Source organism: Pseudomonas sp. NBRC 111131 (genome assembly GCF_001320525.1).
In the GTDB taxonomy this organism is placed as follows: Bacteria; Pseudomonadota; Gammaproteobacteria; order Pseudomonadales; family Pseudomonadaceae; genus Aquipseudomonas; species Aquipseudomonas ceruminis.
This window is the reverse complement of sequence record NZ_BCBH01000004.1, coordinates 249,629-265,188: the sequence shown is the minus strand read 5'-3', so window position 1 is coordinate 265,188 and position 15,560 is coordinate 249,629. Positions and strand designations below refer to the sequence as shown.

The 15,560-nt window shown below is 64.1% G+C and carries 17 protein-coding genes; 3 read left to right on the top strand and 14 right to left on the bottom strand.

Translation table 11 applies throughout. The annotated features are described in order from the left end of the window. Positions 1-58: 58 nt before the first annotated feature. From APH34_RS06370 to gshB, 14 genes are all read right to left on the bottom strand, one after another. The gene (locus APH34_RS06370) at positions 59-673 is read right to left on the bottom strand and encodes a TetR/AcrR family transcriptional regulator (RefSeq protein WP_054900333.1); all 615 of its coding nucleotides are present in this window, start codon (positions 671-673) and stop codon (positions 59-61) included. A gap of 13 nt (positions 674-686) precedes the next feature. After that, complete coding sequence (gene phaC, locus APH34_RS06365) at positions 687-2,369, bottom strand: class II poly(R)-hydroxyalkanoic acid synthase (protein WP_054900332.1); 1,683 nt, start codon at positions 2,367-2,369, stop codon at positions 687-689. A gap of 54 nt (positions 2,370-2,423) precedes the next feature. Continuing rightward, on the bottom strand, positions 2,424-3,275 hold the full coding sequence (gene phaZ, locus APH34_RS06360; protein WP_054900331.1) for a poly(3-hydroxyalkanoate) depolymerase: 852 nt from the start codon (positions 3,273-3,275) through the stop codon (positions 2,424-2,426). Positions 3,276-3,334: 59 nt separating this feature from the next. Continuing rightward, positions 3,335-4,972, bottom strand: a complete 1,638-nt coding sequence (gene phaC, locus APH34_RS06355; protein ID WP_054900330.1) for a class II poly(R)-hydroxyalkanoic acid synthase — start codon at positions 4,970-4,972, stop codon at positions 3,335-3,337. A 351-nt stretch (positions 4,973-5,323) separates the two neighbouring features. After that, positions 5,324-5,701, bottom strand: a complete 378-nt coding sequence (locus APH34_RS06350) for a gamma-butyrobetaine hydroxylase-like domain-containing protein (protein ID WP_054900329.1) — start codon at positions 5,699-5,701, stop codon at positions 5,324-5,326. Between the two features lie 136 nt (positions 5,702-5,837). Beyond that, on the bottom strand, positions 5,838-7,181 hold the full coding sequence (hslU, locus tag APH34_RS06345; protein WP_054900328.1) for an ATP-dependent protease ATPase subunit HslU: 1,344 nt from the start codon (positions 7,179-7,181) through the stop codon (positions 5,838-5,840). 86 nt (positions 7,182-7,267) lie between these two features. Next, the gene (gene hslV, locus APH34_RS06340; protein WP_054900327.1) at positions 7,268-7,798 is read right to left on the bottom strand and encodes an ATP-dependent protease subunit HslV; all 531 of its coding nucleotides are present in this window, start codon (positions 7,796-7,798) and stop codon (positions 7,268-7,270) included. 172 nt (positions 7,799-7,970) lie between these two features. Beyond that, positions 7,971-9,242, bottom strand: a complete 1,272-nt coding sequence (locus APH34_RS06335; protein ID WP_054900326.1) for a dihydroorotase — start codon at positions 9,240-9,242, stop codon at positions 7,971-7,973. Beyond that, positions 9,239-10,243, bottom strand: a complete 1,005-nt coding sequence (locus tag APH34_RS06330) for an aspartate carbamoyltransferase catalytic subunit (RefSeq protein WP_008099987.1) — start codon at positions 10,241-10,243, stop codon at positions 9,239-9,241. Before APH34_RS06330 ends, APH34_RS06335 begins: the two co-directional genes overlap by 4 nt. A gap of 13 nt (positions 10,244-10,256) precedes the next feature. Then, positions 10,257-10,775: a bifunctional pyr operon transcriptional regulator/uracil phosphoribosyltransferase PyrR gene (pyrR, locus tag APH34_RS06325; RefSeq protein ID WP_054900325.1), complete on the bottom strand. Its 519-nt coding sequence runs from the start codon at positions 10,773-10,775 to the stop codon at positions 10,257-10,259. Positions 10,776-10,825: 50 nt separating this feature from the next. Next, positions 10,826-11,251 (bottom strand): Holliday junction resolvase RuvX, encoded by a 426-nt coding sequence (gene ruvX / locus APH34_RS06320; RefSeq protein WP_054900324.1) that lies wholly within the window; start codon positions 11,249-11,251, stop codon positions 10,826-10,828. Further along, complete coding sequence (locus APH34_RS06315; protein ID WP_054900323.1) at positions 11,251-11,820, bottom strand: YqgE/AlgH family protein; 570 nt, start codon at positions 11,818-11,820, stop codon at positions 11,251-11,253. The genes ruvX and APH34_RS06315 overlap by 1 nt, the downstream gene beginning before the upstream one ends. 86 nt (positions 11,821-11,906) lie before the next feature. Further along, entirely contained in the window at positions 11,907-12,812 is a 906-nt protein-coding gene (locus tag APH34_RS06310; protein WP_054900322.1) for an energy transducer TonB, read from the bottom strand. 147 nt (positions 12,813-12,959) lie between these two features. After that, positions 12,960-13,913: a glutathione synthase gene (gene gshB / locus APH34_RS06305; RefSeq protein WP_054900321.1), complete on the bottom strand. Its 954-nt coding sequence runs from the start codon at positions 13,911-13,913 to the stop codon at positions 12,960-12,962. Positions 13,914-14,154: 241 nt separating this feature from the next. Here gshB and APH34_RS06300 point away from each other — a divergent pair, with 241 nt between their 5' ends. From APH34_RS06300 to APH34_RS06290, 3 genes are read left to right on the top strand one after another with little or no spacing between them, the layout of a single operon-like run. Beyond that, positions 14,155-14,556, top strand: a complete 402-nt coding sequence (locus APH34_RS06300) for a PleD family two-component system response regulator (protein ID WP_054900320.1) — start codon at positions 14,155-14,157, stop codon at positions 14,554-14,556. A gap of 47 nt (positions 14,557-14,603) precedes the next feature. Then, entirely contained in the window at positions 14,604-14,969 is a 366-nt protein-coding gene (pilH, locus tag APH34_RS06295) for a twitching motility response regulator PilH (RefSeq protein ID WP_054900319.1), read from the top strand. Beyond that, positions 14,966-15,520, top strand: coding sequence for a chemotaxis protein CheW (locus APH34_RS06290; RefSeq protein ID WP_054900318.1), 555 nt, complete (start codon positions 14,966-14,968; stop codon positions 15,518-15,520). The genes pilH and APH34_RS06290 overlap by 4 nt, the downstream gene beginning before the upstream one ends. The last annotated feature ends 40 nt before the right edge of the window (positions 15,521-15,560 follow it).

The following is a 15,560-nucleotide window of genomic DNA, read 5'->3' as shown; positions in this document are numbered from 1 at the left end:
GCGCTGGCCAGGTGGAGGCGGGCCCATCGGCGAAGAAGGCATTGCCAAGCCGGTAGGCTCACCCCTCCAGATACCGCTGCGCCAATTGCTCGGCCGCCCCCCGTGCCTGCGCCTGCAGATGCGGCGTCACCAGCATCATCACCTGATAAACCACGACCCCCACATCCCCCTCGCGCCCCAGGACCCGCTGGTAATCCAGCGAGAACATCAGCGTCAGGGTGATCTGTTCCACCAGTTGCCCCAATGCCTGCGTTTCACTGACCACCTGCCCCTGGCCCTTGAGGCTGGCCAGCAACGCCGCCAGTGTGCGCTTGAGCGCATTGATCAGGCTGCGCATGCCACGCGCCAGTTTCGGCAGGCGCCCGGTGAGGTTCGACAGGTCCTGGAACAGAAAACGGTACTGGGCCATGCGTTCGACGATCAGGTGCAGGAACAGCCAATAGTCCTCGGCGTCCAGGCGCACGTCCAGCGGCGGGTCGAGCAAGGGCATCAGCCCCTCCTCGAAGCGCTCGAACAGGCCGAGCACCAGTGGCTCCTTGCCGTGGAAGTGGTAGTACAGGTTGCCGGGGCTGATGCCCATCTCATTGGCAATCTCAAGGGTGGAAACATTGGGCTCGCCTTGCTGGTTGAACAGCTGCAGGGCGCATTCGAGGATTCGGTCGCGTGTCTTCATCCAGTCACTGCGCTCATCGGGTCAGGACATAGGTGCCTGGCGCGGGGCCCAGGGGTGGATACGTTGCGTTGCCCAGTTCCCGCCGCGGTGCCTTCAGCGGGCCGGAGCGTGGTGTGATCCACGCCAGCCACAACGGCCACCAACTGCCGTCGCTGCGTTGCGCATCATGGAACCAGGCGCGTGGGTCGCTGGGCAGCCTGGGGTTGTCCAGGTAGTACGCCTTGGGGTTGCCAGGCGGGTTGATGATGCTCTGGATATGCCCGCTGTTGGACAGCACGAAGCGCCGGTTCCCGCCCAGCAGCAGGGCGGAACGGTACACAGCATCCCACGGGGTGATGTGGTCGTTGCTGCCGGCCACGGTGAAACTGTCGAGGTCGACCTGGGTGAGGTCGACAGGTGTGCCACACACGTTCAGCCCAGTGGGGTGGGTCAGCGGGTTGAGCTTGAAGAAATCCAGCAGGTCACCGTGCAGGGCGGCGGGCAGGCGCGTGCTGTCGGCGTTCCAGTAGAGGATGTCGAAGGCAGGTGGCGTCTTGCCCAGCAGGTAGTTGTTGACCCAGTAGTTCCAGATCAGGTCGTTGGGCCGCATCCAGGCGAAGATGCGCGCGACTTCGCCGCCGTCCAGTACCCCGCGCTGGTAGGACCGGCGTTTGGCCGATTCGATGGTCTGCTCATCAGCGAACAGGCTGGCGGGGCTGTCGAACGTGCTGTCGAGCAGGCTGACCAGGTACGTGGCGCTGCGCACTCGGCGCAGTTGGTGCTTGGCCTGCAGGTGGCCCTGCAGCGCGGCCATGGTCAGGCCACCAGCGCAGGCCCCCATCAGGTGGGGGTCGCGGCTGCCACTGATGCTGCGGCAGGCGTTGAGAGCCTCTTCCAGGGCCTGGACATAGCTGGACAAGCCCCATTCGCGGTGGCGTGGGTCGGGGTTGCGCCAACTGACCATGAACACCTGCAAGCCATGCTTGAGCATGTACTGGACGAAGCTGTTGGCCGGTTGCAGGTCGAAGATGTAGTACTTGTTGATCTGGGGTGGCACCACCAGCACGGGCCGGGCGTGCTGTTTCTCGCTCATGGGGCTGTACTGGATCAGCTCCAGCAGTTCATTGCGAAACACCACGGCGCCCGGCGTCGTCGCCAGGTTGCCGCCGACTTCGAAGGCGCGCTCGTCCACCTGGCGCGGCAGGCCGTCGTTATGGCGCAGGTCGTCGAGCAGTTGGGCCGCACCGCGCACCAGGCTTTGCCCGCCTGTGTTGAACAGCTCCTTGACTGCCAGGGGGTTGAGCAGTGAGTTGCTCGGCGCCAGGGCGTCGTTGATCAGGTTGAACAGGAAATGCGCACGGGCACGGTCATCGTCATCCAGGTGGCTTTCCTCGATCCACAGGCGGGTCTGCTTCTGCCAGGCCAGGTAGGCCTGCAGGCCGCGGCGGTAGAACGGGTTCTGGCTCCAGGTGGGGTCGGCGAAGCGGCTGTCACGCGGGTTGGGCTGGTAGGGGGTATCACCCAGCATCACGCGCCCCAGCTCGCCACTGAGGGCCAGCAGGTGGCGGGCTGTGTGCAGTGGGTTGCGCAGGCCCTGGCGGCCCACGTTGCGCAACGTGGAAATCAAGTCGCGTCCGCGCAGGCCAAGCATGGCGTTCTGCGCGTTCATGCGGGTGGCGGGGACCGTTGTCGTTCCTTTGCCTGGTTTGTCTTTCATGGCAACACTCCCTCGTCAGGCCATGGTCTGGTCAGCACAGCAACAGGCAGCACCCTAGCCGCCAGAGGCCGGGCGCGGGTGCATGACCGCGCGCTGACGCTCTTGCTGGAGGAACTTCATGATGATCGGGGCAACGGCCTCGGCCCGGGTGATCAGGAACAAGTGACCGTCGTCGATAATGTGTAGCTGGGCATTGGGAATTCGCCAGGCCAGCAGGCGCATGTTGATCAAGGGGATGAGCGGGTCATCGTCGCCGGCCAACACCAAGGTTGGCTGCTGGATCTTGTGCAGCCAGTGGATGCTGGTCCAGCCCAGCCCGGCAAACAGTTGCCAGTAATAGCCCAGCTTACCGCCCGACCGCACCTTGGATGCGTGATGCATGGCCAGATCCGGGTCGCGGCGAAAGCCTCCGCCATAGATCAGCGGGGCAATGCGGATGACGTGTGACGGCTGCACGTAGCGCCGGGGGCTGGCCATCATCCACAGCACCTTAGGCTTGCCCGGCACCATCACCGCGCCGGCGGCAGTCGCTGCCAGCACCAGCTTCTTGCAGCGCTCTGGGTAGTCATGGGCGAACTGCTGAGCCAGGGCGCCACCCCAGGACACGCCGATCACGTTGACCTGGCCGTAATCCAGGTAATCGAGCATGCGCGCGGTGAGCTTGGCCAACCCGGGGAAGCGATAAGGGTGGCGTGGGGTGGACGAGCCCCCCACACCAGGCACATCGAACGCAATGACTTCCAGGTCCGGGTCCAGCGCTTCGATGAACGGGAAGACCAGCTCCAGGTTGGCGCCGATACCGTTGAAGATCAGCAGCGGCGTGAGGTGTGGTTTGCCCGGGCGTACGGCGGTACGGATGGATTGGTCGTCCAGCTCGACGGTGCGGAAAACATAGGGTTGCGACATGCGCGTGGCTCTTTAGTGAAAAAAGCACCGTGGCGCACGAGTACGCCACGGCGTTGCAACTAGCGTTCGTGGACGTAGGTTCCAGGTGCAGCCTCGCCAGCCGCATAGGCGCGCTCGCCCAGCCAGCTCTGCCAGTGCAGCCACCAGGAGTCGGCATGCTTGTCGGCGTTCTCCTGCCAGGCCACTGGGTCGCCCGGCCGGTCCGCCCCGGTCATGTAGCGGGACTTGGGGTTGCCGGGCGGGTTGAGGATGCTCTGGATATGGCCGCTGTTGGACAAGACGAACTCGATCTTGCCGCCGAACAGGTGCGCCGAGCGGTAGCACGATTGCCAGGGAGTGATGTGATCGGCGGTGCCGGCGACACTGAAAATGTCGCACTGGACTTTCTTCAGGTCGATGGCGGTGCCGCACACCTCCAGCGCATCGGCGCGGGTCAACGGGTTGTTCTTGAACATCTCGATCAGGTCGCCATGGAAGGCTGCGGGCAAGCGCGTGGTGTCGTTGTTCCAGAACAGGATGTCGAACACCGGCGGCGCGTTGCCGAGCAGGTAGTTGTTCACCCAGTAGTTCCAGATCAGGTCGTTGGGGCGCATCCAGGCGAACACCTTGGCCATGTCGCTGCCTTCAAGCACGCCTGCCTGGTAGGAATGGCGCTTGGCGGACTCGAGGGTCTGTTCGTCGACGAACAGCGCCACCTGGGTGTCCAGGGTGGTGTCCAGCACGCTGACCAACAGGGTCAGGGCATTCACTTTCTTCTCGCCCAGCGCGGCATAGTGGCCGACCAGCGCGGTGCAGGTAATGCCGCCGGAGCAGGCGCCGAGGATGTTCAGGTCCTTGCTGCCGGTGATCGCCAGCACGGCATCCACCGCTTCCTTGAGCGCGTCGATGTAGGTCGACAGGCCCCACTCGCGCTGAGCCTTGGTCGGGTTGCGCCAGCTGATGATGAACGTCTGCTGCTGGGAGCGCAGGCAGAAGCGCGCCAGGCTCTTTTCCGGGCTAAGGTCGAAGACATAGAACTTGTTGATCTGTGGCGGTACCACCAGCAACGGGCGGGCATGCACCTGCTCGGTGATCGGGCTGTACTGGATCAGCTCGAGCACGTCGTTGCGGAACACCACCGCGCCCTCGCTGGTGCCGAGGTTCTTGCCCACCTCGAAAGCGTCCATGTTGACCTGGCTGGGCATGCCGCCGTTATTGACCACGTCCTTGGCCAGGTTGGCCAGGCCATCGAGCAGGCTTTTGCCGCCGGTTTCAAAGAAGCGCTTGACCGCTGCGGGGTTGGACAGGGTATTGGTCGGTGCCATGGCTTCGGTCATCAGGTTGATGACGAACTGCCCGCGGCTGATGTCCTGAGGCGACAAGTCGCTGCTGGCGATCCACTCCTGCAGTTCCTTGCGCCAGGCCAGGTAGGTCTGCAGGTAGCGCCGGTACAGCGGGTTGTTGCTCCAGGCAGGGTCGGTGAAACGGCGGTCATCACCCTCAGGGGCAAGGCTTGATTTGCCCAGTAGCACATTTTTCAGCTCCAGCCCGAAGTGCGCCACGTGCTTGGCGCTGTGCAATGGCTGGCGCACGGCCTGGCGCAGCACGGTCCGCGCGGTACTCAGCAGGTCCTTGCGGCGGATACCAATGACCGGGTTCAGGCCCAGAGTGTTGTCCGAGGCTTGCCGCTGCAACTCATCGTTGTTCTTGTTACTCATCTACGACGCTCCGTTGTCCTGAGACGAGTACCGGTTTGCTGTGGCATAGGCACAGTCGACAGCCCGGTACTGTTACTCGGGTGACCAGTGATAAGGAACAGCGGTGCTGCGGCCGGATGCATTCGGCGATGAGCTGCGGGGAGTTCTGCGTGTGAAGACAGCCTGCTTTCGCTCGCGACCTCTGCAAACCAGCCATGCCCTGATGGCCTTAATGGCGATGCAGGGAACTTGCCAGCTCCATTGGTTACCCGACTTTCATGTAATGCGCAAGACAGCCCATCAATGAGCTGTCTGTAGGGCATTCAAGCAGATGAGATTAGAAAATGCGCTCTAAAGGCTGGAAGGGTTGCGCTAGAGCATCAGCTTGACGACCGACTCGGCCGGGTCGCGAGATTTGCCCGCCTTGTGCAGTTCGTCGAGGTACTCGGCCCACAGCTGGTCCTGGCGCAGGCAGAGCTGTTCGAGGTATTCCCAGGTGAACAGGCCGCTGTCATGGCCGTCGTCGAAGGTCAGTTTCAGTGCGTACTGGCCGGCGGGTTCGAGGCCGGAAAGCCCGACATTGACCTTGCCAAACTGCAGGATGGGGTTGCCGTGGCCTTGAACCTCGGCGGAGGGGGAGTGCACACGCAGAAACTCGGCGGGCAGGTGGTAGACCTCATCGGGTCCGTAGGTGAGGCTGAGGGTTTTCGAGGCTTTGTGCAGATTGATGGCGGTGGGCAGGCGGGCCATGGCTGGAATCTCTTCAGGGCGACAAGCTGCAAGCTTCCAGCTACAAGAAATGATATTCAAGCCATGGTGGAAAAATCATGTATCGCAGTGCTGCAAGCGACGCTCAACAGCGTGTCGCTTGCAGCACGCTTGCCGCTTACAGGATGTAACGCGACAGGTCTTCGTTCTGCGCCAGCTCACCGAGGTGGCCGTTCACATACGCCGCATCGATCTGGATCGGTGCTTCATCGTGGGCACTGGCCAGGTCACCGGCACTGAACGATACCTCTTCGAGCAGGCGCTCGAGCAAGGTGTGCAGGCGGCGAGCACCGATGTTCTCGGTCTTCTCGTTGACCTGGTAGGCGATCTCGGCCAGGCGCTTGATGCCGTCGCCGAGGAACTCGATGTTCAAGCCTTCGGTCTTGAGCAGCTCGCGGTACTGTTCGGTCAGCGAGGCGTGCGGCTCCTGCAGGATGCGTTCGAAGTCTTCCGGGGTCAGGGCCTTGAGTTCGACGCGGATCGGCAGGCGGCCTTGCAGCTCCGGCACCAGGTCACTCGGCTTGCTCAGGTGGAACGCACCGGATGCGATGAACAGGATATGGTCGGTCTTGACCATGCCCAGCTTGGTGTTGACGGTGCAGCCTTCGATCAGCGGCAGCAGGTCGCGTTGCACGCCTTCACGCGAAACATCGGCGCCGCCAACGTTGCCACGCTTGGCCACCTTGTCGATTTCGTCGATGAACACGATACCGTGCTGTTCGACCGCCTCCAGGGCCTTGGCCTTGAGCTCTTCCTCGTTGACCAGGCGGCCCGCTTCTTCGTCGCGAACCATCTTCAGCGCTTCCTTGACCTTGAGCTTGCGCGCCTTGCGCTTGCCCTTGCCCATGTTGGCGAACAGGCTCTGCAGCTGGTTGGTCATTTCTTCCATGCCCGGCGGCGCGGCGATTTCGACGCCTACCGAGTCGGCCACTTCGATCTCGATTTCCTTGTCATCCAGCTGGCCTTCGCGCAGGCGCTTGCGGAACAGCTGGCGGGTGTTGGAATCGCTGCTGGTCTGCGCGGCTTCCTCGCTGAAGCTGGTCACCCGGGCCTGGGGCAGCAGGGCATCGAGGATACGGTCTTCGGCGGCGTCTTCGGCGCGGTGGCGCACGCGGATGATTTCCTGCTCGCGCAGCATTTTCAGCGCGGCGTCGGCCAGGTCACGGATGATCGACTCGACATCGCGGCCAACGTAGCCGACTTCGGTGAACTTTGTCGCTTCGACCTTGATGAACGGCGCGTTGGCGAGCTTGGCCAGGCGACGGGCGATTTCGGTCTTGCCGACGCCGGTGGGGCCGATCATCAGGATGTTCTTCGGGGTCACCTCGGCACGCAGCTCGGCCGGCAGTTGCATGCGCCGCCAGCGGTTGCGCAGGGCAATGGCCACGGCGCGTTTGGCGTCGTCCTGGCCGATGATGTGGCGGTTGAGTTCGTGGACGATCTCGCGGGGGGTCATGGACATGATGAAAATGGTCCTCGAGCGGAGTGATCAGTGTGGAAAAGCCCCGGCTGGCTCTACTGAAGCAGGCGGGACGCCAAAACAACTGATCAGTCGGCCAGGTCCTGCTCCTCGATGGTCAGGTTGTGGTTGGTGAACACGCAGATGTCACCCGCGATGTTCAGGGCGGTCTCGGCGATTTCGCGGGCCGAGAGGTCGGTCTTGTTCAGCAGGGCACGGGCTGCGGCCTGGGCGTAGGCGCCGCCGGAACCCATGGCGATCAGGCCGTCTTCGGGTTCTACCACGTCACCGTTGCCGGTGATGATCAGCGATGCGTCCTTGTTCGCCACGGCCAGCATGGCTTCCAGGCGGCTCAGGGAACGGTCGGTTCGCCATTCCTTGGCCAGCTCGACAGCGGCACGTACCAGATGACCGGAGTGTTTCTGCAGTTGCGCTTCGAAGCGTTCGAACAGGGTGAAGGCGTCGGCGGTGGCACCGGCGAAACCGGCGATGACTTCGCCGTTGTACAGGCGACGAACCTTTTTGGCGTTGCCTTTCATGACGGTGTTGCCGAGGGATACCTGGCCGTCGCCGCCCATGACGACTTTGCCGTGACGGCGGACAGAAACGATGGTGGTCAAGGGGAGAGTCTCCACGCAGCGGGGCGAAAATGCCTGATGCAGACTCATATGGGGGTGGGGGGAAGGATTTCAACCGGGGGGGATGAATGGTCGTGCTTGGCGCGGCAAATTGTGCGGGCCCATTCGCGGGATTGCCCCCGCGAATGGGCCGCCAATCGGCCCCTGGGTCTGTTCAGCCTTCGTGGCAGAGGTGCCCATCGACAAAGGTATACCGCACCGCGCCCGGCAGGCAGTGGCCGATGAATGGGCAGTTCTCGCCACGTGAGAACCACTGCTCGCCAGCAACGGTGGAGGCTTGCGGGTCGAACAGCACAAGATCGGCCGCGCCACCGACTTTCAGCTCACCGGCGGGCAGGCGCAGTGCCGCCGCCGGGCCGCTGCTCAGACGGGCCAGCAAGGTCGGCAGGTCCAACAGGCCATCGTCGACCAAGGTCATGGCCAGCGGCAGCAGCAGTTCGACGCTGCTGATGCCTGGCTCGGTGGCACCGAACGGGGCCAGCTTGGCATCGCGCTCGTGGGGCTGGTGGTGGCTGGAAATCGCCTGGATCACACCCGATTTCACGGCTTCACGCAGGCCATCGCGATCGGCTGCGCTGCGTAGCGGCGGCTGGACGTGGTAGAGACTGGAGAACTCACGCAGCGACTGGTCGGTGAGAATCAGCTGGTACAGCGCCACATCGGCAGTCACCGGCAGGCCGAGCTGCTGGGCCTGGGCGATCAGCCGTGCGCCGCGGGCGCTGGTGATCTGGGTGAAGTGCGCACGCACGCCGGTCTGCTCGACCAGCAGCAGGTTGCGCGCCAGGGCCACTGTCTCTGCCGTTTCCGGGATGCCGGGCAGGCCGAGGAAGCTGGCCATCGCGCCTTCATGGGCCAGGCCGCCCTGGGCCAGGTCACGGTCCTGGGAGTGGAACACCACGGTCAGGTCGAAGGTAGCGGCGTATTCCAGGGCGCGGGCCAGGGTGCGGTTGTTGGGGATTTCCTTGAGGCCGTTGCCGAAGGCAACGCAGCCGGTATCGCGCAGGGCCACCAGTTCGGCCAACTGTTCGCCTTCCAGGCCCTTGGTCAGGGCGCCGATCGGGTAGACCTTGCTGTTGCTGGCTTCACGGGCGCGGTCAAGGATCAGTTCGGCCACCGCTGAGGTATCGAGTACCGGCTTGGTTTGCGGCGGGCAGCACAGGCTGGTCACGCCACCGGCCACTGCGGCTCGGGTTTCGCTGGCGATGCTGCCCTTGCGGCTGTAGCCCGGTTCACGCAGGGACACCCCGAGGTCGACCAGCCCAGGTGCGGCGATCAGGCCGTCGGCCTGGATCGTGCGGCTGGCACGCAAGCCAGCCGGTGCGGCGCCGATGGCGGCAATGCGGCCGCCGTCCAAATGCAGGTCGGTTATCTGGTCCAGGCCACTCTTGGGGTCGATGACCCGGGCGCCAAGAATGCTGATGGTCACTGGGCGTTCTCCTGGTCGAATTGACGTTGCGCGTTCTGCCCGCTCATGGCCATGGACAGCACGGCCATGCGCACGGCGATGCCATAGGTGACCTGGTTGAGAATCACCGAGTGTTTGCCGTCGGCCACCGCCGATTCAATCTCCACGCCGCGGTTGATCGGCCCCGGGTGCATCACGATCGCATCAGGCTTGGCCCCGGCCAGGCGCGCGGTGGTCAGGCCGAACAGGCGGTAGAACTCGCCTTCGCTGGGCAGCAGGCCGCCCGCCATGCGCTCACGCTGCAGGCGCAGCATGATCACTACATCCACGTCCTTCAGCCCTTCGGCCAGGTCGGTGTACACCTTCACCCCATACTGTTCGATACCGATCGGAATCAGGGTTTTCGGGCCGATCACACGGATGTCGGGGCAGCCCAGGGCCTTGAGCGCGAGCATGTCGGAACGGGCCACACGCGAATGCAGGATATCGCCGACGATCGCTACCGAAAGGTTTTCGAAGCTGCCTTTGTGGCGACGGATGGTCAGCATGTCGAGCATGCCCTGGGTCGGGTGCGCATGGCGGCCGTCGCCGCCGTTGATTACCGCCACATCCGGGCACACGTGCTCGGCGATGAAGTGCGCGGCGCCCGAGTCGGAATGGCGCACGACGAACATGTCGGCCGCCATGGCCTCGAGGTTGCGCAGGGTGTCGAACAGGGTTTCGCCCTTGCTGGTCGAGGACGTCGACACATTCAAGCTGATCACATCGGCCGAGAGGCGCTGGGCCGCCAGCTCGAAGGTGGTGCGGGTGCGGGTGGAGTTCTCGAAGAACACGTTGCACACGGTCTTGCCGCGCAGCAACGGGACTTTCTTGACGGCACGGGCGCCGACTTCAAGGAACGAGTCGGCGGTGTCGAGAATCTCGGTGAGCAGTTCGCGGGGCAAACCGTCGAGCGAGAGGAAGTGGCGCAGCTGGCCCTGGTCATTGAGCTGCAGCGGGCGCTTGGCGTCGATTGGCGTCATCGCGAGGGGACTCTTAAAGGGCGGAAGCGGTGGCGAGGTCCTGGCGCTCGAGGGCGAGCGGTGCGGGTCCGGTCAATTTTACCCGTTCATGGGCAGCCAGCGACAGGGTAGCGCCCAGTACATTCGGACGGATCGGCAATTCGCCGGCATCCAGGTCGAGCAGGCAGACCAGGCTGACGCTGGCCGGGCGGCCGTAGTCGAACAGTTCGTTGAGGGCGGCGCGGATGGTACGACCACTCATCAGCACGTCATCGATCAGCACCAGGTGCTGGCCCTCGACCTCGAACGGCAGCTCCGACGGGCGCACTTGCGGGTGCAGGCCGTTCTGGCTGAAGTCGTCGCGGTAGAAGGAAACGTCCAGGGCGCCCAGTGGGCTGCTGTCGCCCATCTCCTGCTGCAGGGCCTGGGCTACCCAGACGCCGCCGGTGCGGATGCCGATGAACCGCGGTTCGGTGATGCCGCGGCGGGCCAGATGGGCGCGAAGGTCGACAGCCATCTGCCGGATCAGGTCGGCGGGATTGGGTAGGCTCATTGCGTGTCTCCTGGAGGGCGCCGGGTTGGCCCGACGGCAAGGCGTAAAATTCAGGTGTTGGCCTCCAGCCAGCCTTGCAGCAGCAGGGCGGCGGCGATGGCATCGACCGGGTTGTCGCGGTAACTGCCGCGCTGGCCGCCACGGGCCAGGCGTTCGCCCTTGGCCTCGAAGGTGGTCAGGCGTTCGTCGTGGGTGTGCACCGGCAGGTTGAAGCGGCCGTTGAGGCGGCGCGCGAACTTTTCGGCGCGGGCGCTCATTTCGCTGGGTGTGCCATCCATGTTCAGTGGCAGGCCGACGACGATTGCGTCGGGCTTCCACTCAGCGATGAGTTTTTCCACCTGGGCCCAATCCGGCACGCCGTTCTGCGCCTTGAGGGTACACAGTTCGCGGGCTTGGCCAGTAACCACCTGGCCCACGGCCACACCGATCTGTTTGCTGCCGTAATCGAAACCCAGCAGCAGGCGTAATTCGGCCATCAGGCGTGACCCGCCTGGCTGGTCAGCAGGCTGAGGTTGATCCCCAGGCTGGCGGCTGCGGCGTTCAGGCGCAGGTCGCTGGCCAGGCCAAAGATGATTTGCGCGTCGAACGGGCAATTGAGCCACGCGTTGTCGGCAAGCTCGGCCTCCAGTTGCCCGGCTTCCCAGCCCGCATAGCCCAAGGTGATCAGGCTTTTCTGTGGGCCCACGCCCTCGGCGATGGCGAACAGCACGTCCTGGGAGGTGGACAGCGACAGGCCCTCCAGCTCGACAGTGGCCTGGTAGCTGCATTCGCTGCTGTGGAGCACGAAGCCGCGGTCGGTCTGCACTGGGCCGCCCTGGTAAATCGGCACCTGCAGGGTGCTGGCAGGGGGCTCTTCGTCCGGGCGCAACTGCTCGAGAATATCCGCCAGGTTCAGTTCCTGAGGTCGATTGACCACCAGGCCCATGGCGCCATTGGCGTTGTGCTCGACGATGTACGTGAGGGTCTGGGCGAAGTTCGGATCGGCCATGTGCGGCATGGCGATCAGGAACTGATGCTTGAGGTAGCTCGGGGCGAGGGTTTTCATGGGGGATAGTGTGGCGCCAGGTGGCGAGGCTGACAAGGTGCTGTGCATGGCTTGCGCGCCCCCACCGGGGCAGCGCCGGCTGCAGATCAGTTACTGGAAAGCCGGTCCCCACGGGCAAACCGCCAGGTGCGGATGATCTCCAGCCGGTCGTACTCGGCCAGGTCCCCGGTAAACGGTGCAAACGGCGCCGCCAGCCGCACGATGCGCTGCGCCGCCTGGTCCAGCACCGGCTGCCCGGAGGACTCCAGCACCAGCACCTCATAGAGCGAGCCATCGCGGTTGATCGACACCATCATCCGCAAGTTGCCGTAGATCTGTTGCCGACGGGCTTCGTCGGGGTAGTTGAGGTTGCCCACCCGCTCGACCTTCTTGCGCCACTCCTCCTTGTACCAGGCACCCTTGTCGCGCATGGTCGAGGCCGCGTTCAGGCGGTGGATACGCGGGCGCTTGGCGTACATCTGCTGCTCGTTGGACAGCTCGGCCTCAAGGCTGGCGATCTGGCTCGACAGCTGCGAGCTGTCGAATTCTGGCGTGGCGGTGGCAGGCTTGGGCTGCGGCTTGCTTTCCCTGGGCTTGGGTTCGACCTTTTGCGGTTTGGGCGCCTTGGTGGTCACCGCGGACTTGTGCGGCGTCGGCGGTGGCGCGACCTCGGGCTTGGCCGCTGGTGGCGGGGTAACCTTGTTGATCTTGCTGTCCTGGAACGGCGCGACCTCGGTGGTAGTGGGCACCGCCTTTTTATCCAGGGTGCCGCTGCCCTGCTGGTTGTCCTGGGCCTGAAAATCCGCCTTCTCGGGTGCTTTCTCGCTCTTGAAGGTGGCCAGGGTGATGTCCATGGTCTGGCGGATTTCAGCCGGCTTGACCACGGTAAAGCCCACGCCCAGGATCAGCGCCAGGTGCACCAGGGCAGCCAGGAAGAGGGTAAAGCCAAGCCGGTCCACCGGGCGGACGCGGGGTGGCAACAGGTCGGCAGGGATGTCGGCGGGCAGCGTCATCGGGTATCCACGGTCAGCTTCAAGCTACAAGCCGCAAGCTGCAAGAAAGTGCAGATGGGTGCATGCCGGCAGTTTATTGCGGCTTGCAGCTTGGAGCTTGCGGCTGCGCATCATAACCCACTCCGCGCGTTTGCTCCGCGTCCGCGGTCAGCGTGCCTGCAACTGGCGATCAATGGCATCCATCAGCTTGCCACCGATATCGGTGTTGTAAGCAGCATCGATCTCGCGGATGCAGGTTGGGCTGGTGACGTTGATCTCGGTGAGGTAGTCGCCGATCACGTCCAGGCCGACGAACAGTAGGCCCTTTGCACGCAGGGTGGGGCCGACCTGCGCGGCGATCCAGCGGTCACGTTCGCTCAGCGGCCGCGCTTCGCCACGGCCACCGGCGGCCAGGTTGCCGCGGGTCTCGCCGCTGGCGGGAATGCGCGCCAGGCAGTAGTCGACCGGCTCGCCGTCGATCATCAGGATGCGCTTGTCGCCGTCCTTGATGGCCGGCAGGTAGGCCTGGGCCATGATCTGCTGGGCGCCCAGCGCGGTCAGGGTTTCCAGGATCACCGAGAGGTTGGGGTCGCCCACACGGTGGCGGAAGATCGAGGTACCCCCCATGCCGTCCAGGGGTTTGAGGATCACGTCGCCATGCTGGGCGGCGAACTCGCGAATGATGTCCGGGCGACGGCTGACCAGGGTGGGGGGCGTGCACTGCGGGAACAGGGTGGCGAACAGTTTTTCGTTGCAGTCGCGCAGGCTCTGCGGGCGGTTGACCACCAGCACGCCGTCGGCCTCGGCCTGTTCCAGCAGGTAGGTGCTGTAGACGAACTCCATGTCGAACGGCGGATCCTTGCGCATCAGGATCACGTCGAGTTCGGCCAGGGTACTGTCCTGTTCTTCGCCCAGTTCGAACCAGCGCGCCGGGTCGGCGAAGACCTTGAGTGGGCGCATCCGTGCGCGGGCCTTGCCTTGGCCCTGATACAGGTCGCGCTGCTCCATGTAGAACAGGCTCCAGCCGCGGGCCTGGGCGGCCAGCAACATGGCCAGCGAGCTGTCCTTCTTGTAGGAGATGGACGCAATAGGGTCCATGACAATGCCGAGGCGAACGCTCATGGGGGTGGTTCCTCTTGGCGGCGTGTGGCCGCGACGAATCGAAAGAAAAGTGGCTCAGGGTGGCGCCGCGAACGCCGCGGGTCAAGGGGCGTGGTAGATGGAATGGCCTCCCGGAGTGTGCTAAAAATGCAGCTGCAAGCCTTGAGCCACACGCTTCAAGAAAGACCAGCCCTGCGACGGGCTGCTTTTGCTTGCAGCCTGGCGCTTGCAACTTGCTGCTAATTTCCTCTGGTAGGCATCTATGGAACAACCCCTGAAGGTGATGGTGATCGACGATTCACGCACGATCCGCCGCACCGCGCAGATGTTGCTCGGCGAAGCAGGCTGCGAGGTGATCACGGCCAGCGACGGCTTCGATGCCCTGGCCAAGATCGTCGACCACGCGCCACAGATCATCTTCGTCGATGTGCTGATGCCGCGCCTGGACGGCTACCAGACCTGCGCCGTGATCAAGCACAACAGTGCATTCAAGGACATCCCGGTGATCCTTCTGTCATCACGGGACGGGCTGTTCGACAAGGCCCGAGGCCGGGTGGTTGGCTCTGACCAGTTCCTGACCAAACCATTCAGCAAGGAAGAACTGCTCGATGCGATCAGGGCCCATGTGCCCGGGTTCGCCGTGCACGAACAAGACGTACCCTGACCGCGCCCGAGGTGGTGCGGCCTTTATTTTCCTGACGGGGAAACAGCATGGCCCGAGTTCTGATTGTCGACGATTCGCCGACAGAGATGTACAGATTGACCGAATGGCTCGAGAAGCATGGCCACCAAGTGCTCAAGGCCAACAACGGTGCCGACGCTGTGGCCTTGGCTCGCCAGGAAAGGCCCGACGCGGTGCTGATGGATATCGTCATGCCCGGCATGAATGGTTTCCAGGCCACCCGGCAATTGAGCAAGGACCCAGAAACCAGCGCCATCCCAGTGCTCATCGTCACCACCAAGGATCAGGAAACCGACCGGATTTGGGCCCAGCGTCAGGGTGCGCGCGGTTTCGTCACCAAGCCGGTGGAAGAAAACGCCCTGATCGCCAAACTCAACGAAGTGCTGGGCGCTTGACCACCCGCCCCCAGGGCGCGTCGCTGACCGCCTTCGAGTTGTTGCTGGACATCGACCGGCGCTGCCGCCTGCTGGTAGCCGACCAACCGCCGCAGGGTACGCGCCCGCAGCAATGGAGCGGTATCGGTTTTCGCATTGCCGGGCAGTGGTTCGTTGCGCCCATGGGCGAGGTGGCTGAGGTGTTGCGCGAGCCGCGCAGCAGCCGCGTACCGGGGGTACAGCCCTGGGTCTGCGGGGTAGCCAACCTGCGCGGGCGGCTGCTGCCGGTGATGGACCTGAGCAGTTTCTTTGGCCTGGGCCCGGTGGCACCGGGCAAGCAGCGGCGTGTGCTGGTGCTTGACCACGAGGACCTGTTCGTCGGCTTGCTGGTCGATGAAGTGCTGGGCCTGCAGCACTTTGCCCTGGACAGCCTGGAGCTGTCACCGCCGCAGCCGCTGATTCGCGCCGCAGCGCGGTTCGTGCAGGGGCATTTCCTGCGTGAGCGCAGTTGGGCGATCTTCAGCCCCTTCGCCCTGGCCCAGGCGCCGGGCTTTCTCGACGTGGCGCTATAGGACTTTCGAACGTGAACAAGCCAGCCACCAATGTCGCGCC